22 protein-coding genes are annotated in these 25,976 nt (G+C 58.6%); 14 read left to right on the top strand and 8 right to left on the bottom strand.

Going from position 1 to position 25,976, the window contains the following annotated elements; genetic code table 11:
* Positions 1 to 64 precede the first annotated feature (64 nt).
* From mutT to KJP28_RS14475, 3 genes are read right to left on the bottom strand one after another with little or no spacing between them, the layout of a single operon-like run.
* Positions 65 to 463, bottom strand: coding sequence for an 8-oxo-dGTP diphosphatase MutT (gene mutT / locus KJP28_RS14485; protein ID WP_218393327.1), 399 nt, complete (start codon positions 461 to 463; stop codon positions 65 to 67).
* Complete coding sequence (gene argJ / locus KJP28_RS14480) at positions 460 to 1,761, bottom strand: bifunctional glutamate N-acetyltransferase/amino-acid acetyltransferase ArgJ (protein WP_218393326.1); 1,302 nt, start codon at positions 1,759 to 1,761, stop codon at positions 460 to 462. The genes mutT and argJ overlap by 4 nt, the downstream gene beginning before the upstream one ends.
* Positions 1,762 to 1,780: 19 nt before the next feature.
* Positions 1,781 to 2,671, bottom strand: coding sequence for a peptidylprolyl isomerase (locus tag KJP28_RS14475; protein ID WP_218393325.1), 891 nt, complete (start codon positions 2,669 to 2,671; stop codon positions 1,781 to 1,783).
* A 199-nt stretch (positions 2,672 to 2,870) separates the two neighbouring features.
* Here KJP28_RS14475 and secA point away from each other — a divergent pair, with 199 nt between their 5' ends.
* From secA to KJP28_RS14450, 5 genes are all read left to right on the top strand, one after another.
* Complete coding sequence (secA, locus tag KJP28_RS14470) at positions 2,871 to 5,570, top strand: preprotein translocase subunit SecA (RefSeq protein ID WP_218393324.1); 2,700 nt, start codon at positions 2,871 to 2,873, stop codon at positions 5,568 to 5,570.
* A gap of 26 nt (positions 5,571 to 5,596) precedes the next feature.
* Positions 5,597 to 6,508: a sulfotransferase domain-containing protein gene (locus KJP28_RS14465; protein ID WP_218393323.1), complete on the top strand. Its 912-nt coding sequence runs from the start codon at positions 5,597 to 5,599 to the stop codon at positions 6,506 to 6,508.
* Positions 6,509 to 6,516: 8 nt separating this feature from the next.
* Positions 6,517 to 7,407 (top strand): hypothetical protein, encoded by an 891-nt coding sequence (locus KJP28_RS14460; protein ID WP_218393322.1) that lies wholly within the window; start codon positions 6,517 to 6,519, stop codon positions 7,405 to 7,407.
* A gap of 159 nt (positions 7,408 to 7,566) precedes the next feature.
* Positions 7,567 to 8,895, top strand: a complete 1,329-nt coding sequence (locus tag KJP28_RS14455) for a hypothetical protein (protein ID WP_218393321.1) — start codon at positions 7,567 to 7,569, stop codon at positions 8,893 to 8,895.
* Positions 8,896 to 8,925: 30 nt separating this feature from the next.
* Positions 8,926 to 10,485: a phosphate ABC transporter substrate-binding/OmpA family protein gene (locus KJP28_RS14450; RefSeq protein ID WP_218393320.1), complete on the top strand. Its 1,560-nt coding sequence runs from the start codon at positions 8,926 to 8,928 to the stop codon at positions 10,483 to 10,485.
* Positions 10,486 to 10,488: 3 nt separating this feature from the next.
* Here KJP28_RS14450 and radC read toward each other — a convergent pair whose 3' ends face one another.
* The 3 genes from radC to dnaK all read right to left on the bottom strand — a co-directional run bounded on the left by radC (position 10,489) and on the right by dnaK (position 14,451).
* On the bottom strand, positions 10,489 to 11,241 hold the full coding sequence (radC, locus tag KJP28_RS14445) for a RadC family protein (protein ID WP_255552401.1): 753 nt from the start codon (positions 11,239 to 11,241) through the stop codon (positions 10,489 to 10,491).
* A 79-nt stretch (positions 11,242 to 11,320) separates the two neighbouring features.
* The gene (gene dnaJ / locus KJP28_RS14440; protein ID WP_218393318.1) at positions 11,321 to 12,472 is read right to left on the bottom strand and encodes a molecular chaperone DnaJ; all 1,152 of its coding nucleotides are present in this window, start codon (positions 12,470 to 12,472) and stop codon (positions 11,321 to 11,323) included.
* Positions 12,473 to 12,540: 68 nt separating this feature from the next.
* Positions 12,541 to 14,451, bottom strand: coding sequence for a molecular chaperone DnaK (gene dnaK / locus KJP28_RS14435; protein WP_218393317.1), 1,911 nt, complete (start codon positions 14,449 to 14,451; stop codon positions 12,541 to 12,543).
* A gap of 190 nt (positions 14,452 to 14,641) precedes the next feature.
* Here dnaK and KJP28_RS14430 point away from each other — a divergent pair, with 190 nt between their 5' ends.
* The gene (locus tag KJP28_RS14430) at positions 14,642 to 15,271 is read left to right on the top strand and encodes an alpha-ketoglutarate-dependent dioxygenase AlkB family protein (protein ID WP_218393316.1); all 630 of its coding nucleotides are present in this window, start codon (positions 14,642 to 14,644) and stop codon (positions 15,269 to 15,271) included.
* Positions 15,272 to 15,278: 7 nt separating this feature from the next.
* On the opposite strand, the gene KJP28_RS14425 is transcribed toward KJP28_RS14430, so the two are convergent.
* Positions 15,279 to 16,100, bottom strand: a complete 822-nt coding sequence (locus tag KJP28_RS14425; protein ID WP_218393315.1) for an ABC transporter permease — start codon at positions 16,098 to 16,100, stop codon at positions 15,279 to 15,281.
* Positions 16,101 to 16,225: 125 nt separating this feature from the next.
* Between KJP28_RS14425 and cysQ the strand changes: the two genes are divergently transcribed.
* From cysQ to KJP28_RS14385, 8 genes are all read left to right on the top strand, one after another.
* The gene (gene cysQ / locus KJP28_RS14420; RefSeq protein WP_218393314.1) at positions 16,226 to 17,023 is read left to right on the top strand and encodes a 3'(2'),5'-bisphosphate nucleotidase CysQ; all 798 of its coding nucleotides are present in this window, start codon (positions 16,226 to 16,228) and stop codon (positions 17,021 to 17,023) included.
* A gap of 1 nt (position 17,024) precedes the next feature.
* On the top strand, positions 17,025 to 17,825 hold the full coding sequence (locus KJP28_RS14415) for a 3-deoxy-manno-octulosonate cytidylyltransferase (RefSeq protein WP_218393313.1): 801 nt from the start codon (positions 17,025 to 17,027) through the stop codon (positions 17,823 to 17,825).
* Positions 17,822 to 19,039 carry a glycosyltransferase family 2 protein gene (locus KJP28_RS14410; protein ID WP_218393312.1) on the top strand — a complete coding sequence of 406 codons (1,218 nt, stop codon included), beginning with the start codon at positions 17,822 to 17,824 and terminating at the stop codon, positions 19,037 to 19,039. The genes KJP28_RS14415 and KJP28_RS14410 overlap by 4 nt, the downstream gene beginning before the upstream one ends.
* A 132-nt stretch (positions 19,040 to 19,171) precedes the next feature.
* Positions 19,172 to 20,053 carry a UTP--glucose-1-phosphate uridylyltransferase gene (locus KJP28_RS14405; protein ID WP_218393311.1) on the top strand — a complete coding sequence of 294 codons (882 nt, stop codon included), beginning with the start codon at positions 19,172 to 19,174 and terminating at the stop codon, positions 20,051 to 20,053.
* A 9-nt stretch (positions 20,054 to 20,062) separates the two neighbouring features.
* On the top strand, positions 20,063 to 21,274 hold the full coding sequence (locus KJP28_RS14400; RefSeq protein ID WP_218393310.1) for a glycosyltransferase family 4 protein: 1,212 nt from the start codon (positions 20,063 to 20,065) through the stop codon (positions 21,272 to 21,274).
* A 67-nt stretch (positions 21,275 to 21,341) separates the two neighbouring features.
* Positions 21,342 to 22,322 (top strand): glycosyltransferase family 2 protein, encoded by a 981-nt coding sequence (locus KJP28_RS14395; RefSeq protein WP_218393309.1) that lies wholly within the window; start codon positions 21,342 to 21,344, stop codon positions 22,320 to 22,322.
* Positions 22,319 to 24,016, top strand: a complete 1,698-nt coding sequence (locus KJP28_RS14390; protein WP_218393308.1) for a beta-1,6-N-acetylglucosaminyltransferase — start codon at positions 22,319 to 22,321, stop codon at positions 24,014 to 24,016. The genes KJP28_RS14395 and KJP28_RS14390 overlap by 4 nt, the downstream gene beginning before the upstream one ends.
* A gap of 171 nt (positions 24,017 to 24,187) precedes the next feature.
* Positions 24,188 to 25,471, top strand: a complete 1,284-nt coding sequence (locus KJP28_RS14385) for a nodulation protein NodH (protein ID WP_218393307.1) — start codon at positions 24,188 to 24,190, stop codon at positions 25,469 to 25,471.
* Here the strand turns inward: KJP28_RS14385 and KJP28_RS14380 are convergent.
* A complete protein-coding gene (locus KJP28_RS14380; RefSeq protein ID WP_218393306.1) occupies positions 25,468 to 25,932 on the bottom strand; it encodes a PTS sugar transporter subunit IIA in 465 nt (154 codons plus the stop codon). The two genes, KJP28_RS14385 and KJP28_RS14380, sit on opposite strands and share 4 nt — an antisense overlap.
* Between the last annotated feature and the right edge of the window lie 44 nt (positions 25,933 to 25,976).

Below are 25,976 nucleotides of genomic sequence, written 5' to 3'. Positions count from 1 at the left end.
CCTTGCCTGGTTTCTTCCGCGCGTAGGACACGGATGTAACAGGCTTATGACAGATGTCACGACTTCAGAGCATGTCCCGCATCATGGCGATCAGGGGTATGTCGGCGGGCGGCATCGGATAGTCGCGGAGCCTGTTCACGGCCACCCATTTCAGGCACTGGCCCTCCTGCGGCTGCGGCGTCCCCTGCCATTTGCGGCAGACGAAGACCGGCATCAGTAGATGGAAATCGTCATAAGTGTGGGACGCGAAGGTAAGCGGAGCGAGGCAACTGTTCCAAGTTTCAATCCCCAGCTCTTCGTGCAATTCGCGGATCAGGGCAGCTTCGGGCGTCTCTCCCTGCTCGACTTTGCCGCCCGGAAATTCCCACAGCCCCGCCATGCTCTTGCCTTCAGGTCGCTGAGCAAGAAGGACACGCCCGTCCCGGTCGACGAGGGCGACGGCAGAGACGAGGATCGTGTTCACGACCGGTAATCCGCGTTGATCTGGATGTAGCCATGCGTCAGGTCGCAAGTCCAGACGGTTGCATCGCCTTGCCCAAGACCGAGATCGACGTCGATCACCAACTCGTCCTGCTTCATGTAGGCCGCACCGTCTTCCTCACGGTAACTCTCCGCCACCCAGCCTTTCTCGGCCACGAGGATGTCGCCGAAGCGAATGGTGATCTGGTCGCGGTCGGCTTGCGCACCGGATTTGCCGATGGCCATGACCACGCGTCCCCAGTTCGGATCTTCGCCTGCAATGGCGGTCTTGATAAGCGGTGAATTGGCGATAGCCAGCGCATGGGTCCGCGCGTCCTTGTCTGAGGCGGCGCCGGTGACGCGGACCTCGACGAATTTCGTCGCGCCTTCTCCGTCGCGCACCACCTGATGGGCAAGGTCCAGCATGACGCCGTGGAGCGCGTCGCGGAACGGGTCAGTCTTGTCCGTGACCTTGACCCCGGACGCGCCGGTGGCGGCGAGGATCAGCGTGTCGGAGGTGGATGTGTCGCTGTCCACGGTGATGTTGTTGAAAGTCATGTCGGTCAGGTTGCCGAGCATGCCCTGAAGCACGTGTTGCTCCACTTCGGCATCGGTGAAGATGTAGACGAGCATCGTCGCCATATCCGGCGCGATCATGCCGGAACCTTTTGCGATGCCAGCGATCTTCACAGGCTTTCCGTCGATCGAAACCTCGGCGGCCGCGCCCTTGGGAAACGTGTCGGTCGTCATGATAGCACGCGCGGCGAGATCGAGCGCAGCCGGATCGAGGCCAGCGTTCAGTTCGTCCAGCTTCGCGGTGATCCGATCATGCGGAAGCCGCACACCGATTACACCAGTCGAGGCGGAATAGACCCTGTTTTCGGGCACTCCGGTGGCCTTGGACACCGCTTCGCTGATGGCCTTGACCGAGCCTTCTCCGGCCCGGCCCGTGAATGCGTTCGAATTGCCGGAGTTCACGATAATCGCGGCTCCGCCAGTTGCGTCCGACCCGATCTTGTCCTGACAGTCGAGCACGTTGGCAGAGCGGGTGGCCGACCGGGTAAAGACCCCGGCGATGGATGTGCCGGGGTCGCAGACGGCCAGCATCACGTCGAGCCGGCCCTGGTACTTCACACCGGCTTCGGCGGCGGCGAACCGCACACCTTCGATAACGGGCAGGTCAGGAAAGGAAGGCGGTGCAAGCGGAGCCACCTTGTGCGTATGCGTGGTGGCGGCTTTCAGCGCGGATTTCAATTTCTTGATCCGCGCCTTCAGCTTCTTGATCTTCTTCTTCTTTCCCATGACCTGCCCCTTGGCCCTGTTATTGGAACATTGACGGATCCGTCAAAATGGCCGGATCAAGCGTCTCGATATCCATACGCTCAACGTCGGCATCTTCAAGGAGCTTCGCAACCGCTTCTTCAACAGCCGATGTCTGAAGCTCAGCGACGATTTCCTGCCGCACTTCCTCTAGCGCAGGCGCACCCTTCTCGCGGGTCTCGTTGAGCTTGATGACATGCCAGCCGAATTCGGTCTGGATCGGTCCTTGGACATCGCCTGCTTCCATGTCGGCCACAGCGGTTTCAAACGGTTCGACCATCATGCCGGTCGAAAACCAGCCAAGCTCGCCACCAGAGGGGCCTGAGGGGCCGGTCGAGTGTTCTTTGGCGAGAGCAGCAAAGTCCGCATCCTCTTCGCGCGCCTGTTCGACAAGGTCGGCGGCTTCGGCTTCGGTTTCCACGAGAATGTGGCTTGCATTCCATTCGGTCGTCGGTTCGGCACCTTCGTATTTCGCGTCATAAGCGGCCTGGATCGCAGCTTCGTCGACGCCGTCGGACACCACGCTCTCGATCTTCTGGGCGGCGACCATCTGGCGCCGTTCGTTGTCGAGCTGAATTTCGATCATCGGGCTGATCTGGTCGATCGCCTGACTGAGAACGGTTTGCTGCACGAGTTGATCGACGAGACCCGGCAAAAGCACTTCGTTGGGAAGCTGCTGATACTGCTGAGGCAATGTCGCGCGCGCTGCGGCGACGTGTGCGACCGTAATGTCCTCGCCATTGACGGTGGCAACGACCGTTTCGGCGGTCACAGACGGCGACGTCGGCTCTTCGGTGACGGTTTCTTCCTCCTGCGCCCAGCCTGGGAGGGCCAGAGAAACGGACAAAAGCGTCGCTTTCACAAGCGAGGCGCGGGTGGGTGTATAGGTCATGAAATTTCCTCTGATCGTGCCGGAGCACCCGGCATCGTTGACTATCTTGGCCCCGGACCTTACATCGCAAGAGTCCTTGAAGAGGGCCGTCTCGCGCCCTTGATATGGGGCCTTTGGGGGCCGGGCAACCACCCTTCATCGGATCACGAGAACGTCAAAGCGCAAAGTCGCGCATCGAGCTGAAGGCAGCGGAGTATTTATGCTGGGTCTAGGAACACTCGCCAAAAAAGCATTTGGCACCCCCAACGACCGCAAAGTGAAGGCCACGCGCCCGATCATCGAGAAAATCAACGCGCTCGAGCCTGAGTTCGAAAAGCTTTCGGACGAGGGGCTGATCGAGAAGACCGCCGAATTCCGCACGCGGATCGAAAAGGGTGAGAAGCTTGATGATCTGCTCCCCGAAGCCTTCGCGAATTGCCGGGAAGCCGCGCGCCGTGCCCTTGGTCTTCGCGCCTTCGACGTCCAGCTCATAGGCGGGCTTTTCCTGCACCGTGGCAACATTGCCGAGATGAAGACCGGCGAAGGCAAGACGCTCGTCGCAACCTTTCCGGCCTATCTCAACGCGCTGACGGGCAAGGGCGTGCATATCGTCACCGTGAACGATTACCTCGCCAAACGTGACGCGGAATGGATGGGCAAGGTTTATGCCGCGCTGGGCATGACCACGGGGGTTGTCTATCCGCAGCAACCGGACGCCGAGAAGAAGGGCGCATACGGTTCCGATATTACCTATGCAACCAACAACGAGCTTGGTTTCGACTATCTGCGCGACAACATGAAAGCCTCGATCGAGGATATGAACCAGCGCGACCACCATTTCGCCATCGTAGACGAGGTTGACTCGATCCTGATCGACGAGGCGCGCACGCCGCTGATCATCTCTGGACCCTCCGAAGACAAGTCCGACCTGTATGTGACCATCGACCGGATCATTCCCGAGATCACCGAGGAGCACTACACGCTGGACGAGAAGGCCCGCTCTGCGACCTTCACCGACGAGGGCAACGATTTTCTAGAGGAACGGCTCCATCAGATTGGCGTCCTGCCCGAAGAGCAGACGCTATATGACCCGGAATCGACCACGGTGGTGCACCACGTTTCGAACGCGCTCCGCGCGCACAAGCTGTTCCAGAAGGACAAAGATTATATCGTCCGCAACGGCGAGGTCGTGCTGATCGACGAGTTCACCGGGCGCATGATGGCTGGTCGCCGGCTCGCCGACGGTCTGCATCAGGCGATTGAGGCCAAAGAGGGCTGCAACATTCAGCCCGAGAACGTGACAATGGCGTCAGTGACGTTCCAGAACTACTTCCGTCTTTATGGCAAGCTTGCGGGCATGACCGGCACGGCGCTGACAGAAGAGGAGGAGTTCGACGACATCTACGGGCTGGGCGTGGTCGAGATTCCGACCAACAAGCCGATCGCGCGTGTGGACGAACATGACGCGGTCTATCGCACCGTTGGCGAGAAATACGCGGCCATTGTCGACGAGATCAAGAAAGCCAACGAGAAGGGTCAGCCAGTTCTGGTGGGCACCACCTCGATCGAGAAATCCGAAGAGCTGAGCAAGCTCCTGAACGGCGCAGGTATCCAGCATAACGTGCTGAACGCCCGCCAGCACGAACAGGAAGCGCAGATCATCGCGGAAGCCGGGCGTCTGGGCGCAGTTACGATCGCCACAAACATGGCCGGTCGGGGCACCGACATCCAGCTGGGCGGCAATGTCGACATGAAAGTGCTCGATGCTCTTGCCTCCGATCCCGAAGCCGACCCCGAGGCCCTGCGAACCAAGGCGGAAGCCGAAGTCAGCGACGAAAAAGCGAAGGTTCTGGAAGCGGGCGGGCTTTATGTGCTTGCCACGGAGCGACACGAAAGCCGTCGGATCGACAACCAGCTGCGCGGCCGCTCGGGGCGTCAGGGCGACCCTGGCCGTTCGTCGTTCTTCCTGTCACTGGAAGACGATCTGATGCGCATTTTCGGGTCGGAGCGGCTGGACAAGGTGCTGTCGGGTCTGGGCATGAAGGAAGGCGAAGCAATCATCCACCCGTGGGTGAACAAGTCTCTCGAACGCGCACAGGCGAAGGTCGAGGGCCGGAACTTCGACATCCGCAAGCAGCTTCTGAAATTCGACGATGTGATGAACGACCAGCGGAAGGTGATCTTCTCGCAGCGGCGCGAGATCATGGAAAGCCAGGACCTGTCGGACGTCACGCAAGACATGCGTCACCAGGTGATCGACGATCTGGTGTCGGAATACATGCCGCCCAAGTCCTATGCCGACCAGTGGAATACCGAGGGGCTTTATGCCGCGGTCCTTGAAAAGCTGAACATCGACCTTCCGGTGATGGACTGGGCCGCCGAAGAAGGCACGGATGACGACAGCGTTCGCGAAAAGCTTCAGGACGCCACCGACAAGCAGATGGCAGAAAAAGCCGAAGCCTTTGGTCCTGAGACCATGCGCAACATCGAAAAGCAGATCCTGCTCCAGACAATTGATGCGAAGTGGCGCGAGCACTTGCTGACGCTCGAACACCTGAGATCGGTGATCGGCTTCAGAGGATATGCCCAGCGCGACCCTCTGAACGAATACAAAACCGAGGCATTTCAGCTGTTCGAGGGTATGCTCGACGGACTGCGCGCGGACGTCACCCAAAAGCTCGGCCAAGTCCGGCCGATGACGGAAGAAGAGCAGAAGGCCATGATGGCGCAAATGGCACAGCAGCAGGCCGCGATGGCCAAGGCCGCGGACGATGCCGAAGCCTCGGGTCCGTCCGAGCCGGGCACGCCCCGCGATGGCTTTGACGAAAACGACCCTTCGACCTGGGGCAACCCAGGCCGGAATGCGCTCTGCCCTTGCGGATCCGGGAAGAAATTCAAGCATTGTCACGGCGCGATCTGAGCGAAACGCCGAAAGGTAAGTAACACATGCCAACCTTCCGCACATTGGCCCGTCGGATAAAACATGCGTTTGCCGGTCAGGATCAGACGCCACGTGTGACGCTTGTGAATTCCCGTGCCAGGCGTGCGGCGGGCGTTCCCGGAAACTACACGCCCGACCCTCCACGTATCGAAAAACCGTCCGTTCTGTTCTTCACGACACACAAATGCGCCAGCGTCTTTGTCGCCGCTATTCTGAGGACGGCAGGCAAGCATACCGATTTCCACTATCTCAATCTTGGAAAAGCCGTCTTCAATGTACCGAGTGTACGGACGAATGAGCCCGAGGAGTTCATGTCTCAGGCGGCGTCGGATCTCTTCTTTCCGACTGGCGAGGTCTATGGACCGCTCCGGGGGCCCGTCGAGGTCCCGGATGCAGACAAGTATAGGATGGTGTTTTTCCTCCGCGATCCCAGAGACGTCCTGGTAAGCGCCTTCTATTCCTTCGGCTTTTCGCACAAGCCACCCAACAATCCGGATCGTGTGGAAGCGTTTCATCGCCAACGCGAACGCATTCAGGCTGAGGGCATCGACGCGTTCGCACTTCGTCGCGCCGAGGAATGGATGCTTCCCTACCTCACGCGGTACAAGGAACTTCGAGAAGCAAGCCCGAACGCGCTTTTCCTGTCCTATGACGAATACAAGGACGACACGCGCGGATTCCTGACCAAGCTGTTTACCTTCATGGACATGGATATCCCGGAGACGGCCATCGACGAGATTTCTGCTCAGGCGACGCCTGTGCAGAAAGACGTGAAGACAGACGATCTGAGTCACAAGAGATCTGGCCGTTCGGGTCAGTTCGCGCACGAATTGAAGCCGGAGACAGTCGAAGCCCTGAATGACATCCTGCACGAAGTCTTGACCTATTGGGGCTTTGAAACACCAGCAAGAGCCTAGGCGGAGTAGTGGTGCAACCCATTTCGATCTATACATCGCTGCCCCCTCGCATGAGCCGGGTGAATGCGGCTGGTGAAGAGTTTGGCCTCGAATACCTCAAGTATTGCCTCGACAGCTGGCGCGATCACGGTTTCGAACCCGTCACGGTCAATTCCGAGGTCGAGGTATTAAAGCTTCCCCTGGAAGAATGGGGCGTTCGCAAGATCGAGGTCTCGCGCAATGCCGCAGAAGACTATGGCAAACCTTTTGTCTATCTCGACGATTTTTACGGAAAGATTTCGGAGGATACGGATGGCGTGATGGTGTTCGCGAATGCGGACATCTTCTTCGACTTCACCGACGAACAGGTCGATAAGATCCGAAACCTTCGACCTGGCGAGGCGATAGTCCTGCGGCGGATCGACATAGACGATCTGGATCGAAACAACCCTGAGGAATACACAGGCGGTTACGATTTTCTTGCCATGCACAGTCGCGACCTGGCCCGCTTCGAGAGCGATCTCTTCGCTTTGGGCGTTCCTTGGTGGGATCATTTCGTACCGCTCATCATGCGAATGACAGGCATGACGTCGGTGTTCTTGGAGCCCTCCGGCATCTTTCATCTTCGCCACGAAGAGCGCTGGGCTGGCTGGATGCGGTTCGAAGTCGGGAACCGGTTTCTGAAGGCCGTGATTGATGCGACCCGAGATGCAAAATCCGCCGACGCGGAAATGTACACGCGTGAGATTTCGAGGATCAAGATACGGAAGGACGCGCATCTGATCCGGCGCATTCGCTTCTGGCATGACTTTCGCACCGAAGGTGTGACGGCGATGAGCCGCAACGAATTGGGCGTGATGGGTCTTTTGAACCGGTCGATGATCGAGGAATGGCGCACGGGCAAGCTTGACCGGCCCTAATCAGGCAAAACCTTGACGCAGGCGCTTTTTTCGTAGTGATTCCAGATAACTGAGCTGTTTTCGGTCTGGAAACGCATCGTTTTTTAGTCATGTTTTGTTCATTCTGTCACCGTATTGGTCGGTCAGATTTCCCTGAGTTTGTGGGAAAGGACTGTCGATATGCTCGGAAAGATCCAAGAGTTCTCGACCAGGATAGACAAGAAACGGGTCTACACGGCCGTGGGCGCGCTCGTCGTGGCACTCGCGACGGGACACCTCATGCAAAGAAATGTCGTTCAACCTATCACCGGAGGGTCCACGCCGCCGCAACAAGCGCGTATGGCTTCGACCGCACCCGTGGTCGTCCCCGTCGATGGCGCGCCCAAGCGCGAAGTGGTTGGAGGCGAAGACCCGCAATCTAACGAAACCGCTGAGGCCTCTGCTGACCAGGTCATAGACGGCGCCACGCCTCAGCCCGTCGACGTGGCGCGTGCAGAAGCAGAACGCGACGTTGTGCAAGAAGCCGCCGCGTCCGCGACAAGCGGTAACGGAGTGTTCACTGAAGACAGCACCACATTGCAGGTGGATCAGGCACCACGTCTGCAATCCATGTCGGTCTCCGGGCTTCCGTCGGGAGTCCGGGTTGATGTTCCGGTCGACGCCCCTGTGTTGCAGCAGGCACAGGCGAGCACGGAGACGAACGAACCGAACCCAACCGAAAAAATCACATTTGCCGAAGTCACGCGGAACGAAACCGAATCCGACCTGATTGCGCCGCAGGAATTGCCTGATATCGAACCGGCGGCGGGTGCACCGATGCCTGATGGGATGGATGATGGACCGGACGCATGCGAGATCGACTTTCAATTGACAGCTCGATCGGGCGCAATGATCGGCGTCAGCCTGACCGCTCCCTGCCAGGCGGGAGATGAGGTGACCTTCGACCATGCCGGGCTTCGGTTCACCGAGGCTTTGGACGAAAACGGACTGCTTATTCTGGAAATGCCGGCATTGGCCGGTCTGGCTCGCGTCAAGACGGAAGTTGGCGGTTATGCCCAAGTTGGAGAAGTCGCCGTGCCCGACATGACCGATTTCGATCGTGTGGCGCTGGTTTGGCAAGGCGGCACGGGGCTACAGCTTCATGCACTCGAAAATGGCGCGTATTACGGTGAAGCCGGTCATGTCTGGTCCGAGGTTCCCGGCACGCCGGACCGCGCCTCCAAGGGCGAGGGTGGCTACATTTCCGTGCTCGGCTCGACCTCTGACGGATACGCGGCCGATATTTACACCTATCCAGCAGGTATGTTGAACGCGCCCACGATCTCGATCGAAGCACAGGTTCTCGAGACGACGTGTGGCACGACAATCGTTGGCGAGTACCTTCGGTCTTCGCCCACCGATGCACCGTTTGTGACGACTGTGGGCATGTCGGTTCCCGACTGCGACGCGATCGGTGAATATCTTGTGTTGAAAAACCTCCCGCAAGACCTGACAATTGCTCGCAACTAGCGGGCGAAACCAGGGGCTGGGGGAGATTTCATGGCGAGGTTTCGTGCGGCGTTCGGCGCTGCATGGATAGCGGTTCTGGCGATCTTTCCTGCAGCGGCAGATGACGTGACGTTGACGTCTCGCGACGGCTCGGTCGAAATTTCGGGCGTGCTTCTCGGGTTCGATGGCGAGTTCTACAGGGTCGATACGGAATACGGGGTGTTGACCGTGGACGGCTCGGGCGTTTCGTGCGACGGACCTGGATGCCCGAACCTCACATCTTTCGTCGCCGATATGACAATCTCGGCGGCACATGCTGTGGCCGAGCCCTTGCTTCCAGCGTTGATCGAAAGCTTCGCGCGCGCCGAAGGGTATGCGGCGACGCGAGAAGAAGTGGCGGGCGAGGGGTTTCTCTACACGCTCTACACCGGCGAAGGCGCGCAGGAGGTCGCACGATTTCGTGTCAGGCTCACCACGTCGCAGGATGCATTTGGCGACCTCGTGACGGAGATCGCGGATTTCGTCGTTTCGCTTCGCGAGCCCACCCGCGAAGAGCGGTTGATCGCACGCGATGCCGCGCTCGGGGACTTGAATGCCGTGCGGCAATCACGCGTCCTGGCACTCGACGCGCTGGTTCCGGTTGTGAACCCCGGCAATCCCGTGCGCCATCTGGGGATCGAAACGCTTGCCAAAGTTTACGCTGGCCTTATCGAGCGTTGGAGTGAACTTGGCGGGGAAGATGCGCCGATTACGACATACCTGCGCGATCCTGAAGCTGGATTCGGTATGGTGTTCGATCGTGCAGTGGTCCGGGCGCAGGGCGAGACGCTGAGTGATGCCATCTTAAAGAAGGCGTCGAACGATGGTGTCACGCTCGCGGTCGAAGAGGACCCATTCGGACTCGGGATCACCAGTTTCTCGCAAACCGGGCTGACAGAAACCGTGACGCTGACGGGCAACTGTGCCTTCGAAGTCGCGCCGTCGCATACGGCGATCAAGGCCGGGGATTATCCGTTGACCGCGCCAGTGTTTCTCTATCGCCCGGCCATTCGGCTGCCGCAGGTCGGGCGTGACTTTTTGCGTTTCCTGAGAACAGGGTCTGCCGAACGCGTGATCCAGCGTGTCGGGCTTGTCGATCAGGGGATCGACGAGATTTCGCTATCAGAACAAGGCACGCGGCTTGCCAATGCAATTGCCCAAGCTGGACCCGAGGTCGCGTTGTCCGAGTTGCAGCGCATGGTGACGCTCATGAGCGGGACACGTCGTTTGACGCTCACCTACAGGTTCACCGGCGGGTCGACCGCGCTCGATGCGACGTCTCGGTCCAACGTCGGTCTCTTGGCAGAGGCGCTCGAGGCGGGAGATTTCGATGGACGAAAGCTGACCTTTGTCGGGTTCTCGGACGGGCAAGGCGCAGCGGCGTTGAACCTGAGGCTGGCCACACGTCGCGCGGAAGCGGTCCGTCAAGCCGTTGTCGAAGCCGCGGAGACTTATGATCCCGCGCGGGTCGAAATCGCGACGGACGCTTTTGGCGAGGCGCTCCCCATGGCATGTGACGACACCGATTGGGGTCGCCGAATTAACCGACGTGTGGAAGTTTGGGTGAAATAGAGCCTACTTTAGGTAACCATCCGAACGAAAGCTCACCTCACGCGACTTGCCGATCACGATATGATCGTGAAGCTGAATCTCCAGCGCGGCCGCCGCTTCGGCGATGCGACGGGTCATGTCGATGTCGTCCCGCGACGGGGTGGGATCGCCCGATGGGTGATTATGCACGAGGATCAGCGCCGATGCGCCGACCTCTAACCCCCGCTTCACCACTTCGCGCGGATAAACCGGAACATGACCCACGGTGCCTTCGGCCAGCGTCTCATCCGCGATCAACGTGTTTTTGCGGTCGAGGTAAAGCACCCTGAAGAGTTCGGTTTCACGGTGACTCATCGTGGTATGGCAATAGTCGAGAAGATCGTTCCACGACGAAACTACCCGCCGCCCGATTACTTTTGCACGGGACAGGCGATGTGCCGCTGCTTCCACGATCTTGAGCTCCTGCACGACCGAGTCGCCAACACCATGCATTTCTTTCAGCCGTTGGGGGGAAGCAGAAAGCACCCCATTGAAGTCCCCAAACCTGTCCAGAAGCCGCCGTGCCAAAGGCTTCACATCCTGCCGTGGGATTGCGCGAAACAGAAGTAGTTCGAGCAGTTCGTAGTCTGGCAGCGCCTCTGCCCCGCCGGACATGAAGCGTTCGCGTAGTCGCGCACGGTGATCTTTTATGTAGGACGGCAGTCGGGCTTTCGTCCCGACAACGGGAACCGGTTGCGCTTCGTCTGCCGCAAAGAGCGGCAGAGAAGCTTCAGACATATGCGAAGACGGCGGTGACATTCCCGCAGTCTCACCTGAGTCGGTTAGCGTAAGGTTAAAAGACGACGGTCAAAAGCGGTCAGCCCTTCATGCCGTCCCAGAACGTCTTGACCTTAGAGAAGAAGTCACGGCCTTCGGGATTGTTTTCCTCCGAAAGCTTCTCGAACTCCTTCAGCAGATCCTTCTGCTTGGCCGTGAGATTGACCGGCGTCTCGACCGCGAGCTCGATATACATGTCGCCATGACCCGCGCCGCGCAGGGCCGGCATACCCTTGCCTTTCAGGCGCATCTGACGCCCGGATTGGCTTCCTGCAGGGATCTTGACCCGTGACCGGCCGCCGTCGATCGTCGGCACTTCGATGTCTCCGCCCAAGGCTGCTGCGCTCATCGAAACGGGGACGCGGCAATGAAGATGCGCGCCGTCACGCTCGAACAGATCGTGCTCTGTCACCTGGATAAATATGTAAAGATCGCCCGAGGGGCCGCCTCGCAAACCTGCTTCGCCTTCGCCGGCAAGGCGGATACGCGTGCCGGTTTCCACGCCTTTCGGAATGTTAACCGAAAGGGCGCGCTCGCGTTCGATGCGGCCATGACCATGGCATTTGTTGCAGGGATTCTTGATCATCTGGCCCGTGCCCTGGCAGGTCGGGCAGGTGCGTTCGACAGTGAAGAAACCTTGCTGGGCCCGGACCTTGCCCAATCCGGAGCAGGTCGGGCAAGTCGTCGGATCAGCGCCGGATTCGGCCCCAGTGCCGTTACATTCATCGCAGGCTACGGACGTCGGGACATTGATCGTCTTCTGAAGTCCTTCGTAGGCTTCTTCCAGCGTCACTCGCAGGTTATAACGCAGATCCGAGCCACGCATGGCACGCGAGCGTCCGCCGCCTGGTCGACCGCCCATGAAGTCGCCGAACAAGTCATCGAAGACGTCCGAAAACGCACTTGCGAAGTCGCCCTGTTGCGCACCGTATCCGCCGCCGGGACGCGGCCCGCCACCCATGCCGCCTTCGAAGGCCGCATGGCCGAAACGGTCGTATGCCGCTTTCTTCTCGGCATCCTTGAGTACGTCGTAGGCTTCGTTCGCTTCCTTGAACTGCGCCTCGGCGTCGGGATTGTCGGCGTTCCGGTCTGGATGAAGCTCTTTGGCCTTCGTGCGATAGGCCTTCTTAATCTCGTCGGCCGACGCGCCCTTCTGAACGCCCAGCACTTCGTAATAATCACGCTTCGACATCGGTCATTCCCCCTTGGGAATACGAAGGCCGACCCACCCGTGGGCGGGCCGGCCTTCGGTATCAGGATTTACGACCGCTTGTCGTCATCGAGGTCTTCGAAATCGGCGTCGACGATGTCGTCATCCACTTCGGACGGGCCATCTTCGCCACCCACGTCGTCGGAGCTTTCATCCGACTGCGCCTTGTAGATCGCCTCTCCAAGCTTCATCGACGCTTCGGTCACGTTTTGGATGCCCGATTTGATCTTGTCGGCATTGTCGCCTTCGAGATCGTCCTTGAGGGCAGAAATTGCCAGTTCGATCGCCTCGATCGTAGTTGGATCGACTTTGTCGGCGTGTTCTTCCATCGCCTTTTCGGTCGAGTGGATGAGGCCCTCGGCCTGGTTCTTGGCCTCCACGAGTTCGCGACGTTCCTTATCGGCGTCGGCATTCGCCTCGGCATCCTTGACCATTTGCTCGATCTCGTCGTCCGAAAGCCCACCAGACGCCTGGATCGTGATCTTCTGTTCCTTATTGGTGCCTTTGTCCTTGGCACCGACGGACACGATACCGTTGGCGTCGATGTCGAAAGTCACTTCGATCTGCGGCATGCCCCGAGGTGCCGGGGGGATGTCTTCGAGGTTGAACTGACCGAGCATCTTGTTGTCGGACGCCATCTCGCGCTCACCTTGGAACACCCGGATCGTCACGGCGTTCTGATTGTCTTCAGCGGTCGAAAAAACCTGGCTCTTCTTGGTCGGGATCGTCGTGTTACGATCGATCAGGCGCGTGAACACCCCACCGAGCGTTTCGATGCCGAGCGACAGTGGGGTCACGTCGAGCAGGACCACGTCCTTGACGTCACCCTGAAGGACACCCGCCTGAATGGCTGCGCCCAGAGCAACGACCTCATCCGGGTTCACACCTTTATGGGGTTCCTTACCGAAGAATTTGGTTACTTCTTCGACAACCTTCGGCATGCGGGTCTGACCACCGACGAGGATCACCTCGTCGACTTCGCTGGTCGAGATGCCCGCATCTTTCAAAGCGGCCTGGCACGGCTTCAGCGAATTCTTGATCAGATCACCGACGAGGCTTTCAAGCTTGGCGCGGGTGAGCTTCATCACCATGTGCAGCGGCTGACCGTCAGATCCCATCGAGATGAACGGCTGGTTAATCTCGGTTTGCGAGGCCGAAGACAGCTCGATCTTGGCTTTCTCAGCGGCTTCCTTGAGCCGCTGCAGGGCCATCTTGTCCTTCGTCAGGTCGACGTTGTTCTCTTTCTTGAACTCGTCGGCGAGGTAATTGACGATCCGCATGTCGAAGTCTTCACCACCGAGGAACGTGTCGCCGTTGGTGGATTTTACTTCGAACAAGCCATCGTCGATCTCGAGGATCGTGACGTCGAACGTACCGCCGCCAAGGTCGTAGACCGCAATGGTCTTGGACTCTTTCTTGTCGAGGCCATAAGCCAGCGCGGCTGCAGTCGGTTCGTTGATGATGCGCAGCACTTCGAGACCGGCGATCTTGCCGGCGTCTTTCGTGGCCTGACGCTGAGCGTCGTTGAAATAGGCGGGCACCGTGATCACGGCCTGATCCACCTCTTCGCCAAGATAGCTTTCGGCGGTTTCTTTCATTTTCTGCAGGATGAAGGCCGAGATCTGCGACGGCGAATACTTCTCGCCCGCGGCTTCGACCCATGCGTCACCATTGCCGCCATCGACGATGGCGTAAGGGACGAGTTTTCGGTCTTTTTCGACGGCAGCGTCGCCTACGCGACGGCCGATCAGACGTTTCACTGCGAAAACGGTGTTATCCGGGTTCGTGACCGCCTGCCGTTTCGCAGACTGGCCCACGAGGCGTTCGTCGTCCTTGAAGGCGACGATGGAGGGCGTCGTACGCGCACCTTCCGAGTTTTCGATGACCCGCGGCTGCGAGCCGTCCATGATTGCGACGCAGGAGTTGGTGGTCCCCAGGTCGATACCAATGACTTTACCCATGCTCTTTTCCTCTCTTTGGCGATGTTTTGGGCTCAGGCCCCAAAGGCACCTTCGCCCGATCCCACTAGCTGGCCGGAACGAGGGTGCCGTCCCGGCGTCTCGGCGTATATAAGGAGGGGAAAACAGGCCTGCAAGGCGGTGCAAACCGCGTTCTGGACGAAAAAAGCGACTCGTTTTCAGGGTTTTGGCAATGAAAAGGCAAGAAACCGGAGAAAGCCCCTCGTTCGACATCGGCGGAGCCACGGTCTATCCCGGCTTTCTTGATGCCAAGGCCCAGCACGCGATGGTGGCGGACCTGAGAGACGTGGTGGCCCGTGCGCCCTTGTTTTCGCCCGAAACACGCTTCGGAAAAAAGATGACCGTGGCGATGACATCGGCCGGTCGATACGGTTGGTATTCCGATCGCGGGCGGGGATACCGTTACGAACCCCGGCACCCCTCAGGCAATCAATGGCCGCCGATACCCGACAGCATTCTGGCGGTTTGGAATGCCATTGCGGCAGATGCCCACGCACCAGACTGCTGCCTTGTGAACTTCTACAGGGAAGGCGCGAAAATGGGGCTGCACCAGGATCGCGATGAAACCGATTTCGCACAGCCCGTGGTGTCGATCTCGCTGGGCGATGATGGGTTGTTTCGCATTGGCGGGTCCGAGCGGGGCGGTCCTACGAAATCGGTCTGGCTTCGGTCCGGTGATGTCCTTGTCCTCGGCGGTGCCGCGCGGCTCGCCTATCACGGGATCGACCGGATCAAGTTCGGCACCTCCACGCTCTTGGCCGAAGGCGGACGAATAAACCTTACACTGCGCGTGGTGGATTGAGCGTGGCCTAGCGGCGTGCGCCCCAGGACAGCGAGGCATGTCTGCGGGTGTAGCTTTCGCCCATGAACCCGATCACCAGAAGCACCGCGGACACGATCAGCGGATAAAGCCAATTCGAGTAATGCGGGTTGTAATTGATGAAGGCGAAACCGCGCGCCTGGTCGATGATATGGAAAAGCGGGTTCCAATCGAACAGCACGAGCATCGTATACGGCAATGAGTTGGCCACGAACATCTTGCCCGATGCGATCATGTTCGCGCGGCTGTAGATCGTGGATCCGACCGTCGCGAACTGCGGAAACCATGGTTTCAAAGCATAGAAGATCATGCCGATCGACACGCCCGAGAACCAGGCGAGAATGAGCATGAAGAACGCCCCCGACATGTCCTGAAATTCCACCGGATTGAAGGCGATGTGGTAGATGTAGAGCACCACGACGACCGAAAGGATCTGAATATACAATGCGCCCAGCGCGTTCGCGATGATCGAAACGAAGGTCGACATGGGCGCGTGCTGCAACATTGGACTTGCTGGTCCGTCGGCCCCGACGACAGCACCCATGCTCTTGGTCTGCGTCATGTACAGGAAAATCCCGGACATAATGTACAGCAGGAAGTCGCCCCTGATCAGTGACCCCCGCAATCCGAGAACGGAATACATGATGTAAAACACCGCGACGAGGATCATGGTCTGCAGCATGTTGATGAACAGACCCATCAGCGCGTTCGCATGGCTCTTGCGCAATCCGTGAACGGTCACATGGTAGATAAGCTCGAACACGCCCACGATCCGGGCCGTCCGGTTTGGTTGTGTGTTCGCCTGAAACATGCGCCGTTCCTGTGCCTGCACTCGCGTTTTTTACAGGGAAATCTTGCCGTTCCCTTTAGCGATCAGCATAAGGGAGGCGGATTTACTTATCAACAACGCCGGAGGGACCGGCGAAAGGAGCGGCATTGAATTACGAAGTGCTCATGGGCGTGTTGCGCCGTCTGGCGATCGAAGCTGGCGAAAAGATCATGGAAATCTATAACGCCGACGATTTCGAAGTGCGGTCGAAATCCGACGACAGCCCTGTGACCGAGGCCGATGAAGCCGCTGACGCTCTGATCCATGCCGGATTGCGCGACGCCTTCCCGGACATGGTGATCGTGACCGAGGAACAAGCCGACAGTCACAAGGATTTCGCGGACGAATTCCTGATCGTCGATCCGCTCGACGGGACAAAGGAGTTCGTGAACAGGCGTGGTGATTTCACGGTGAACATTGCGTTCGTGAAGGACGGCACGCCGATCCGCGGTGTGGTCTATGCCCCGGCGCAGTCGCGGATGTTCTACACGATGGAGGACGGCTCTTCAGTAGAGGAAACCGGTGATTTCCACCCGGACCGCCCAGGCAAGTGTCACCCGATCCGTGTGTCCCATCCAGATAATGACGCGCTTATGGTCGTGGCGTCGAAATCGCACCGCGATCAGGCGACCGATGACTATATCGGCAAATATTCCGTGAAAGACATGAAGAGTGCTGGTTCGTCGCTCAAGTTCTGTCTCGTCGCCACGGGCGAGGCAGACATCTATCCGCGCCTTGGCCGAACGATGGAATGGGACACGGCGGCTGGTCAGGCCGTGCTGCATGGCGCCGGCGGCAAGGTCGTGCGTTTCGATGATCATGAGCCGCTGACGTATGGGAAGAACATCTATGAAAATCCGTTCTTCATCGCCTACGCGCCCGGCGTGGACCTAAAACACGCCTGAGATGCCCGTTCTACTCGTCATTCCGGCGCGTTATGCTTCAACCCGCTATCCGGGCAAGGCGCTGGCACGGCTTGTGGGGGCGACCGGCGAGGCGAGATCACTTACCCGCAGAAGTTGGGATGCTGCGCAACAGGTGGCTGGCGTCGAAAAGGTGGTCATCGCAACCGATGATGCCCGCATCCGAGACGCCGCGCAGGGTTTCGGGGCCGACGTGGTCATGACATCTCCCGATTGCGCCAATGGGACCGAACGCTGCGCCGAAGCGCTGGATGCGCTTGGTGCGCGCTATGAGATCGTTGTCAATCTTCAAGGCGACGCGCCGCTGACGCCGCCCTGGTTCATCGAGGATCTGATTGCCGCGCTCAAGGCGCACCCGACGGCAGAAGTCGCCACACCGGTCCTTCGCTGTTCCGGCCGCGCGCTGGATGGATTTCGTGAAGATCGCCGCGCGGGACGAGTAGGAGCAACGACTGCGGTCATGGGGATCGAGAGCCAGGCACTATACTTCTCGAAAGAAGTCATTCCCTACACCACTGAAAACTTCGCACCGGATGCCGTGACACCGGTTTTTCACCACGTCGGCGTTTACGCCTATCGCCCCTCGGCGCTTGCTGCCTATCCGCGCTGGGTGCCCGGACCGCTCGAAAAGTTCGAGGGGTTGGAGCAGTTGCGATTTCTGGAGCGCCAGCAGCCGATGCTGTGCGTCGAGGTTGACGCCCGCGGGCGGAGCTTTTGGGAGTTGAACAATCCCGAAGACGTGCCGCGCATCGAAGCCATGCTCGCCGAAATGGGTATCGAATGACCGGGCCCCTTCGGGTTTCGATCATAGTCGTCAGCCGGGGACGCCCCGCACTCCTCGCGCGTTGTCTTGCTGGCATCAGCCAGCTTTGGCACGACGCTTTCGAGGTCGTGGTGGTCGCGGATCCGGCAGGTTGCGCTGCGGTGGATGCTTGGGCAGACAGGATCAAATGCGTGCCGTTCGACGAGCCGAACATCTCGTCAGCCCGCAATCTTGGCATCCAACACGCGGCAGGTGAGATTGTTGCGTTCATTGACGATGACGCTGTACCGGAGCCGAGCTGGTTGTCCTTTCTCACCGCGCCGTTCGACGATCCCGAAGTGGTGCAGACCGGCGGTTACGTGCGTGGACGCAATGGTATCAGCTTCCAATGGCGGGGCCGGGTGGTGGACCGGACTGGCGTCGCAAGGCCGCTCGTGGAGAAGGGTGACTTGCCGTATCAGCCTCGGGTCGGCGGTGGCGAAGCGGCAAAGACAGAAGGCACCAACATGGCCCTGCGCCGAAACGTGATTGCGGGCATTGGAGGATTCGACCCCGCATTTCGTTTCTTTCTCGACGAAACGGATGTGAACCTGCGTCTCGCGGATGCCCGCACTATGCTGGTGCCTTTGGCGCAAGTGCACCACGGCTTTGCCGCCTCACCCACGCGCAAGGCAGGCCGCGCCCCGTTGGACCTTTCGGAAATCGCCGCGTCATCGGCCGTATTCCTGCGCAAGCATGCGCCCGATTTGATAGATTTCGGCCGAAATAGAGCCTTTTTGGAGCAAAGATCCCGGCTTATCCGGTATCTGAATGACGGCCGGTTGGAACCTCGCGACGTGGGACGATTGATGCGGGGTTTCGAGCGCGGCTTCGCAGACGGGTTATCTCGTGTTCTTTCCGACCTGGTGCCAATCAAGGCGGCTTCTGCGCCTTTCCTACCGTTCGATACCTCCGCCACGGGTTCCTCGACACTGATCGCCGGGAGACGATGGTCGCGCAGCGATCTTGAGGCACAGGCACGCGAACGGGTCGCGCGCGGTGAAGTAATAACTGTTCTGGAGCTATCCGCGACTGCGCGCCCCCATCAGGTCAAATTCCACTCTGACGGGTTTTGGGAGCAACGCGGTGGAGTGTTCGGTCCATCAGACCGTGCCGACCCCTTGGTTTGCGCCACAAGCTTTGCCCGACGCGTCGCGCGTGAACGTGCAATGATCGGGCAAGTGCGCGGATTTTAGGCAGCGCGCGCAATAACTGGGTGACGTTTGGCCGCGCACAAAATATCACTGTGCCCAAAACCACCTAATGTTAACGGGGAAGCCTGCGGTTGTTACCCCGGTCCGTGACAGAAAAAATTGTAGGTACGCGATATGACAAAAAAAGTGACAAAAGCGATATTTCCTGTGGCCGGGCTCGGAACACGGTTTCTACCCGCTACGAAATCCATTCCCAAGGAAATCATGACGCTCGTCGATCGTCCTCTGATCCAATACGCGATCGACGAGGCGCGCGAAGCCGGGATCGAGGAGTTCATTTTCGTCACGTCGCGCGGGAAAGGTGCGCTCGAAGACTATTTCGACAACGCTCCGGTGCTCGAAGCTGACCTGGTGGCCAAGGGGAAGGACGAATTGCTCGATGTCCTGCGCTCGACCAATATGGGCTCGGGCGCCATCGCCTATATCCGGCAGCACAAGGCGCTTGGCCTTGGTCATGCGATCTATTGTGCGAACCGGCTGATCGGGGACGAACCTTTCGCCGTGCTTCTGCCGGACGATATTATCACGGGCGACAAGCCGTGTTTGAAACAGATGGTCGATGCGCATGAAGAGACCGGTGGCTCCATGGTCGCGGCAATGGAGGTTGCCCCTGAGAAGGCATATGCCTACGGCGTGCTCGACCCGGAAGAGCAGGTTGGCAATCTCATCAAAGTGAAGGGAATGGTCGAGAAGCCGCAGACCGGCAAACAGCCTTCGAATTATGCCGTGATCGGGCGTTACATCCTGACCCCGGAGGTCCTCGCGAACCTTGGAAAATTTCGAAAGGGTGCAGGCGGCGAAATTCAGTTGACCGACGCGATCGCAGACGAAATTACTCAGGGCCGGCCCGTTCATGGCGTTCTTTTCGACGGTGAACGCTTCGACTGCGGCTCGAAGTCCGGCTATCTGCAAGCGACGGTTCACTTTGGGCTGGAGCGCAAGGAACTGCGCACAGAGCTGATGGAGTATCTCCAAACGGTGGTCGAGAAGGGCTAGGGGCCCGGGATGACCGAGGCCGCGCGCCTGATCGACTTGTCGCGCCTGGTCTCTCGCGTCGGTCGACCAACGTGGACAGGGATCGACCGGGTCGAGGCCGCATATCTCAAACGTTTTCTTAGCGAAAATGCACCGCTCTTTGCCTTAGTGCGTTCTTCCTTCGGGTTCACGTTGTTCGACCGCGAGGGTGTCGGACATCTGGCGCAGAGAATTCTCGGTGACGTGCCGTGGGGTGAGCCGGACATATTGACGAAGGTTTTCATGCGGCCCGGAACCGGTCGTCGTGGCGCGGAGGCCGACCTACGCCGGTTCGCGATTGCAAGAACCGGGCGGCGCACGCTCGGTCAGACGTTTGCAAAACATCTTCCGCGCGGAACGATCTGGTTCAATGTCGGTCACTCGAACCTTGTGGCGAGCGTGTTCGACAACATTCACGAGTCCTGCGATGGACACTGCGTGGTGCTTGTTCACGATACGATACCGCTCGACCATCCGCATTGGCAGCGGGAAGGGACCGTCAGCAGTTTCGAAGCGCGGATGAGACAGGTCGCTGCAAAGGCGGACCTTGTGATCCACACGTCCAATGCGACCCGCGGCGTGACCGAAGCGCAATTCGAACGCTTCGGTCGTGTGCCGCCCGGTGAAGTCGCCCGGCTGGGTATTGAACGACCAACCCCGGACAAAGCGCAAATACCTATCGGTTTAAGGTTGGATAGACCCTATTTCGTAGCTCTCGGCACGATCGAGCCGAGAAAAAACCATGCAATGCTACTCAATGCATGGGCAGCGATGCGTGACACCATGAGGCCCGATGCGATTCCACAGTTGTTCATTGTCGGTGCGCGGGGTTGGAACAACGCGAAGGTGTTCGCCCGTCTCGATCTCGAACCGTCCAATGTCGTTGAACTCGGGCCGCTTTCGGATGGGGCGACGGCATCGTTGATTGCAGGCGCGCACGGTCTCCTCATGCCCAGCTTCGTCGAGGGGTTCGGTCTTCCTCCAGGTGAGGCGCTCAGCTTGGGGACGAAAGTCCTGGCCTCAGACCTGCCGGTCTATCGTGAAGTATTTGGAAACAATGTCATTTACCTTGATCCAGAGGCTTTGTATCCTTGGGTGAACGAAATACAGAAAATCGCGCGGAAAGAACGCGAAGCGTTGGTGGTGACGGGCAAGCTCCCAACTTGGGAGGCTCATTTCAATATTGTCTTAAACTGCCTATGATATCGGGATTGAGCGCCGAGGCGTCGAAAGGGCAGATTTGGGCATTGCGCGGACATACAGGCTTCGGATGCTTCGCAAGAGATGGCGCATCCGCGCGTTCCGCAAGCGACGCGAGATGAAGTCTGTCGTCAACCGCACGGAAACAATCAAACCCAACGACATTCTGGTTTTCTGCACGGCGAGGAACGAGCGAATACGGCTCCCCTATTTCCTGCGTTACTACCGAAACATGGGCGTGAACCATTTCGTATTTGTCGAAAACGACAGCGATGACGGGACGCGCGAGTATCTTGCCGAGCAAGAGGACGTGTCGCTCTGGACTTCGAAGGCGGGCTATAAAAGGGCTCGTTTCGGTGTCGATTGGCTCAACTGGCTGATGCGGCGCTACGCGCACGGTCATTGGTGCCTGACAGTGGACCCGGACGAGTTTCTGGTATTCCCGTTTTGCGACACGCGCGGACTTCGCGCCCTCACCGACTGGCTCGATGCTTCGTCGATCAAGAGCTTCGGCGCCATGCTCCTGGATATGTACCCCAAGGGCCCGATGTCGTCGCAACCGTATTCCGCAGGTCAGGACCCCTTCGAGATCGCGAGCTGGTTCGATGCCGGGAATTACATGATCGAGAAGAACACGAAATTCGGAAACCTGTGGATACAGGGCGGTCCGCGCGCCCGCATGTTTTTTCCGGACAATCCGGCCCGCGCACCGGCACTCAACAAAATCCCACTGGTCAAATGGCAACGCAGTTACACCTACGTTTCCTCGACTCACAACTTGCTCCCGCGCGGATTGAATCTGGTTTACGACGAATGGGGGGGAGAAAAGGCATCAGGATGTCTCCTCCACGCAAAATTTCTCGACACGTTCGCCCCCAAGGCTGCCGAGGAGCTGGAGAGGCGCCAGCATTACGCGGCCAGCCACGAGTACCGGGCGTACGCCGAGAAACTGGATAGCGACCCCGACCTCTGGTGCAAATGGTCCGAGAAATACATTAACTGGAGGCAGCTTGAGATTCTCGGGCTCATGTCCAAAGGAAACTGGGCGTGAGCGTCGGTTTCGCGATGCTCGTCCACACCTCGCTGGACCGGGCTGCAGAGGTGGCGCGGCACTGGGCGGTCAACAAGTGTCCGGTCGTGATACATGTCGACAAGAAGGTGGATCGACGGGCCTACAAGTCCTTCACAGCCCAGCTTGGTGATCTTCCGAACGTCAAGTTCTGCAAACGCTTCAGTTGTGAATGGGGCACTTGGTCGCTCGTGGCCGCGAGTCAGACAGCATCCGAGGTGCTCCTCGCCGAGTTTCCCGAGGTTCGCCATGTGTATCTCGCGTCAGGATCATGCCTTCCGCTTCGACCAATCGACGAACTCAAGGAATACCTTGCTGCGCGCCCTATGACGAATTTCATCGAAAGCGTCACGACCGAAGATGTCCCATGGACCGTAGGCGGGTTGGATATCGAACGGTTCATTTTTCGTTTTCCGTTTTCTTGGAAAAGGCATCGCCGCGCGTTCGACGGCTACGTCAGATTCCAACGCCGGATGAACTTCAAACGCAAAGTGCCCGAGGGATTGGTACCGCATCTTGGTAGCCAGTGGTGGTGCCTCACCAGACAAACGCTGACCGCAATCCTGGAGGACCCAGATCGTCAGAAATATGATCGGTATTTCTCAAAGGTCTGGATACCTGACGAAAGCTACTTCCAGACCCTGACCAGGCTCTATTCCACCAATATCGAAAGCCGATCGCTCACGCTGTCGAAGTTCGATTTCCAAGGCAAGCCGCACATTTTCTACGACGATCACATGCAGCTCCTGCGACGGTCGGATTGTTTCGTTGCTCGGAAAATCTGGCCGCATGCCGAGAAGCTATACAACGGGTTTCTGTCGGATGATGGTTCGATTTTTACGGGAGCGGAGCCCAACCCCGGCAAAATTGACCGGGTGTTCTCGAAGGCCGTTGAACGACGAACGAAGGGGCGCCCGGGGCTTTACATGCAAAGCCGCTTTCCAAATGAAAACTGGGAGAACGGGCTGACCTCGTCACAATACTCGATCTTCGAAGGGTTCACTGAATTGTTCGAGGACTTCGAAGAATGGCTTGGCCGGGTGACGCAGACGAGGGTTCATGGCCATCTATATGGACCGGAACGAGCGGAGTACTCTGGTCGGCAGAAGGTGTTTGCCGGTGCCATGGTCGATAGCGCGGATCTCCGCGACTACAACCCCCGCGCTTTTCTGACCAACTTGATCTGGAACACGCGTGGCGAAAGGCAGTGTTTCATGTTCGGCCCTGCTGACAATCAGGATATCTCCTGGGATGTGGCCAAGGACCCGAACGCTCAGATCAGCGTCATCAGTGGTGCATGGGCAGTGCCACTTTTCTATTCCAATGCGAATTTTTCGGACATTCGCCGCGAGGCGGCGCGGCTACAGCGTATCGAAACGCAGCATATCGAGGTCCTGCGGTCCGTCTGGACGAAAGCCCGTGTTCGTGTTTGGACCTTGGCAGACTTTATTGAGAACCCGATGGAGCCGCTTCAGACCATTATCGACGAGATTGGCGCCCGTCAGGCAAACCGGCTGACGGAGGCACCGCGCATGGTGTCGCTCGATGGGTTCGGACAGTTTCTTCAGAACCTCAAGAACCAGGGTATGCAGCCCTATCTGATGGGCGATTTCCCCGTGGATAACTCGGATCGGCAGAGCCGCCATAAACCGCGCAAACCTTATCTGGTCAAGTAGGACATCATGGATCGGCAGTTCGACTATTTCGTAATCCTCGCGGAAATGCGAACCGGGTCCAATTTCCTCGAGTCGAACCTCAAGCAGTTTCCCGGCATCTCCTGTTTCGGCGAAGCGTTCAATCCCTGGCTGCTGGTCGATCCGGACCGCACAGAACTGTTCGGTATCACGATGGCGCAGCGTGATGCCGACCCCATCGCGCTTATCGAGGCGATGAAGGCAAATGCCGACGGAATCCCCGGTTTCCGCCTTTTCCACGACCACGATCCTCGTGTCTTCGATCTGGTAATGGAGGATCGGCGGTGCGCGAAGATTGTCCTGACACGGAACCTCGTCGACGCATGGGTGAGCCAACGGATCGCATGGTCGACGAAACAATGGCAGCTTGGCGATGATGTAGACCGAAAGACATGGCGCGTGAAGTTCGATCCAAAGGACTTCAAGCACTTCTATTTCACCGTCAAGGAACGACAACAGAATATTGCTCGGAGACTTCAAATCAGCGGGCAGGCCGGATTTCATATCGACTATGAAGATATCCAAGATATTCGCGTGGTGAATGGGCTAGCGGCATACCTCGGAGAAACCGAGAAGCTCGAGCGCCTTTCGGGCCAGTTCAAAAAGCAGAATCCTGAGCCGCTGGCCGACAAAGTTCGGAATTTCGAGGAGGTCGAGAAGACGGTCAATGACATCGACCGGTACGACCTTGGTCGTTTGCCCAACTTCGAACCGAAACGCGGGCCGACCGTGCCAAGCTATGTGACTGCCAGAGAAGCCGGTCTGTGTTTCATGCCCATACCTGGGGCTATGGATCAGGAAATCAGGGACTGGCTTGGTGCGGTGGACGGTGTCCAACGGGACGAGTTGACGACCGGCTTTACGCAAAAAGACCTTCGCCAATGGAAAAACCGAAACAAAGGGAGCCGTAGCTTCACCGTGTTGCGCCATCCTGCGGAAAGGTCTCACTCGGTGTTCTGTCGCTACGTGCTCAATCAAACACCCTGGACAATGTGGGAGTTGCGGCACGGGCTGATCGAAAAATACGGGTTGGATATTCCGTGGGATACGCCTATCGGCGAGGAGTACGACCGACCGCGCCATCGGGCAGCGTTCCTGAAATTCCTGGAGTTTGTCGCCGGAACACTGGGAGGTTCGAGTGCGCATCCGGTTGAACCCATCTGGGCGACGCAGGATGTGCTCTTGCGTGGTTTTTCAGGTTTCGTCGCGCCGGACCATGTCCTGCGGGAAGCCCAGGTTCAAGAAGGTCTCGCATTTCTCTCGAAAGAAATCGGAATTGACCCGCCGCCGTTGGGTGAAGCTGTGAAGGACGAGCCGTATTCACTTGCGTCGATATATGACGAGGAAGTGGAGAAAGCCGTGAGAAATTGCTACGCGCGCGACTATATGGCTTTCGGATTTCGGAAATGGGGCCGCGAAGGCAACGAGGCGGGCTAGGCCGCGCGGATTGCCTGCGCGTCCGTCAAGATGGTGTGAAGGGTCTCGGGGTCGTTGTTCGCCCGCAATTTCGAAGCGACCGACTGGTCGCGCATCGTGCGTGAAACCAATGCGAGCGCTTTCAAGTGATCGACACCGGCTCCGTCAGGAGCAAAAAGCGCAAAGACGAGATCCACAGGCTGCCGATCCACCGAGTCGAAATCGACGGGTTTTTCAAGGCGCAGGAACGCCCCGACCACCCTGTCCAACCCCTCGATCCGCGCGTGCGGGAGTGCAATCCCCTTGCCAACGCCAGTTGGTCCGAGACTTTCACGCTCCTGCAATGCCGTGAAGGCCGCGTTGGCATCAATGCCGTAGGTCCCGGCGACGATGTCGCCGAGATCCTGAAACAGGCGCTTTTTGGAAGATACCGTGGCCACCACCTTTACAGCGGCGGGCCGAAGAATTTCCGATAGATCCATCAGTTCAACTACTACCCGACCTTAGGTCTTTCGCGCCCGCCCCA

Source organism: Maritimibacter dapengensis (assembly GCF_019218265.1).
In the GTDB taxonomy this organism is placed as follows: domain Bacteria; phylum Pseudomonadota; class Alphaproteobacteria; order Rhodobacterales; family Rhodobacteraceae; genus Maritimibacter; species Maritimibacter dapengensis.
The sequence above is the reverse complement of the archived record's forward strand: the minus strand, read 5'-3'. Positions and strand labels throughout refer to the sequence as shown.

Bases quoted from the DNA above. Each gene is read 5' to 3' on its own strand.
- KJP28_RS14385 (WP_218393307.1), top strand. From the start codon at position 24,188: ATGGCGCAGCGTGATGCCGACCCCATCGCGCTTATCGAGGCGATGAAG.
- KJP28_RS14395 (WP_218393309.1), top strand. From the start codon at position 21,342: ATGCTTCGCAAGAGATGGCGCATCCGCGCGTTCCGCAAGCGACGCGAG.
- secA (WP_218393324.1), top strand. From the start codon at position 2,871: ATGCTGGGTCTAGGAACACTCGCCAAAAAAGCATTTGGCACCCCCAAC.
- KJP28_RS14380 (WP_218393306.1), bottom strand. From the start codon at position 25,932: ATGGATCTATCGGAAATTCTTCGGCCCGCCGCTGTAAAGGTGGTGGCC.
- radC (WP_255552401.1), bottom strand. From the start codon at position 11,241: ATGTCTGAAGCTTCTCTGCCGCTCTTTGCGGCAGACGAAGCGCAACCG.
- KJP28_RS14450 (WP_218393320.1), top strand. From the start codon at position 8,926: ATGGCGAGGTTTCGTGCGGCGTTCGGCGCTGCATGGATAGCGGTTCTG.
- KJP28_RS14425 (WP_218393315.1), bottom strand. From the start codon at position 16,100: ATGTTTCAGGCGAACACACAACCAAACCGGACGGCCCGGATCGTGGGC.
- dnaJ (WP_218393318.1), bottom strand. From the start codon at position 12,472: ATGTCGAAGCGTGATTATTACGAAGTGCTGGGCGTTCAGAAGGGCGCG.
- KJP28_RS14415 (WP_218393313.1), top strand. From the start codon at position 17,025: ATGCCCGTTCTACTCGTCATTCCGGCGCGTTATGCTTCAACCCGCTAT.
- KJP28_RS14400 (WP_218393310.1), top strand. From the start codon at position 20,063: ATGACCGAGGCCGCGCGCCTGATCGACTTGTCGCGCCTGGTCTCTCGC.
- KJP28_RS14455 (WP_218393321.1), top strand. From the start codon at position 7,567: ATGCTCGGAAAGATCCAAGAGTTCTCGACCAGGATAGACAAGAAACGG.
- KJP28_RS14465 (WP_218393323.1), top strand. From the start codon at position 5,597: ATGCCAACCTTCCGCACATTGGCCCGTCGGATAAAACATGCGTTTGCC.
- KJP28_RS14430 (WP_218393316.1), top strand. From the start codon at position 14,642: ATGAAAAGGCAAGAAACCGGAGAAAGCCCCTCGTTCGACATCGGCGGA.
- dnaK (WP_218393317.1), bottom strand. From the start codon at position 14,451: ATGGGTAAAGTCATTGGTATCGACCTGGGGACCACCAACTCCTGCGTC.
- KJP28_RS14475 (WP_218393325.1), bottom strand. From the start codon at position 2,671: ATGACCTATACACCCACCCGCGCCTCGCTTGTGAAAGCGACGCTTTTG.
- KJP28_RS14410 (WP_218393312.1), top strand. From the start codon at position 17,822: ATGACCGGGCCCCTTCGGGTTTCGATCATAGTCGTCAGCCGGGGACGC.
- KJP28_RS14405 (WP_218393311.1), top strand. From the start codon at position 19,172: ATGACAAAAAAAGTGACAAAAGCGATATTTCCTGTGGCCGGGCTCGGA.
- argJ (WP_218393326.1), bottom strand. From the start codon at position 1,761: ATGGGAAAGAAGAAGAAGATCAAGAAGCTGAAGGCGCGGATCAAGAAA.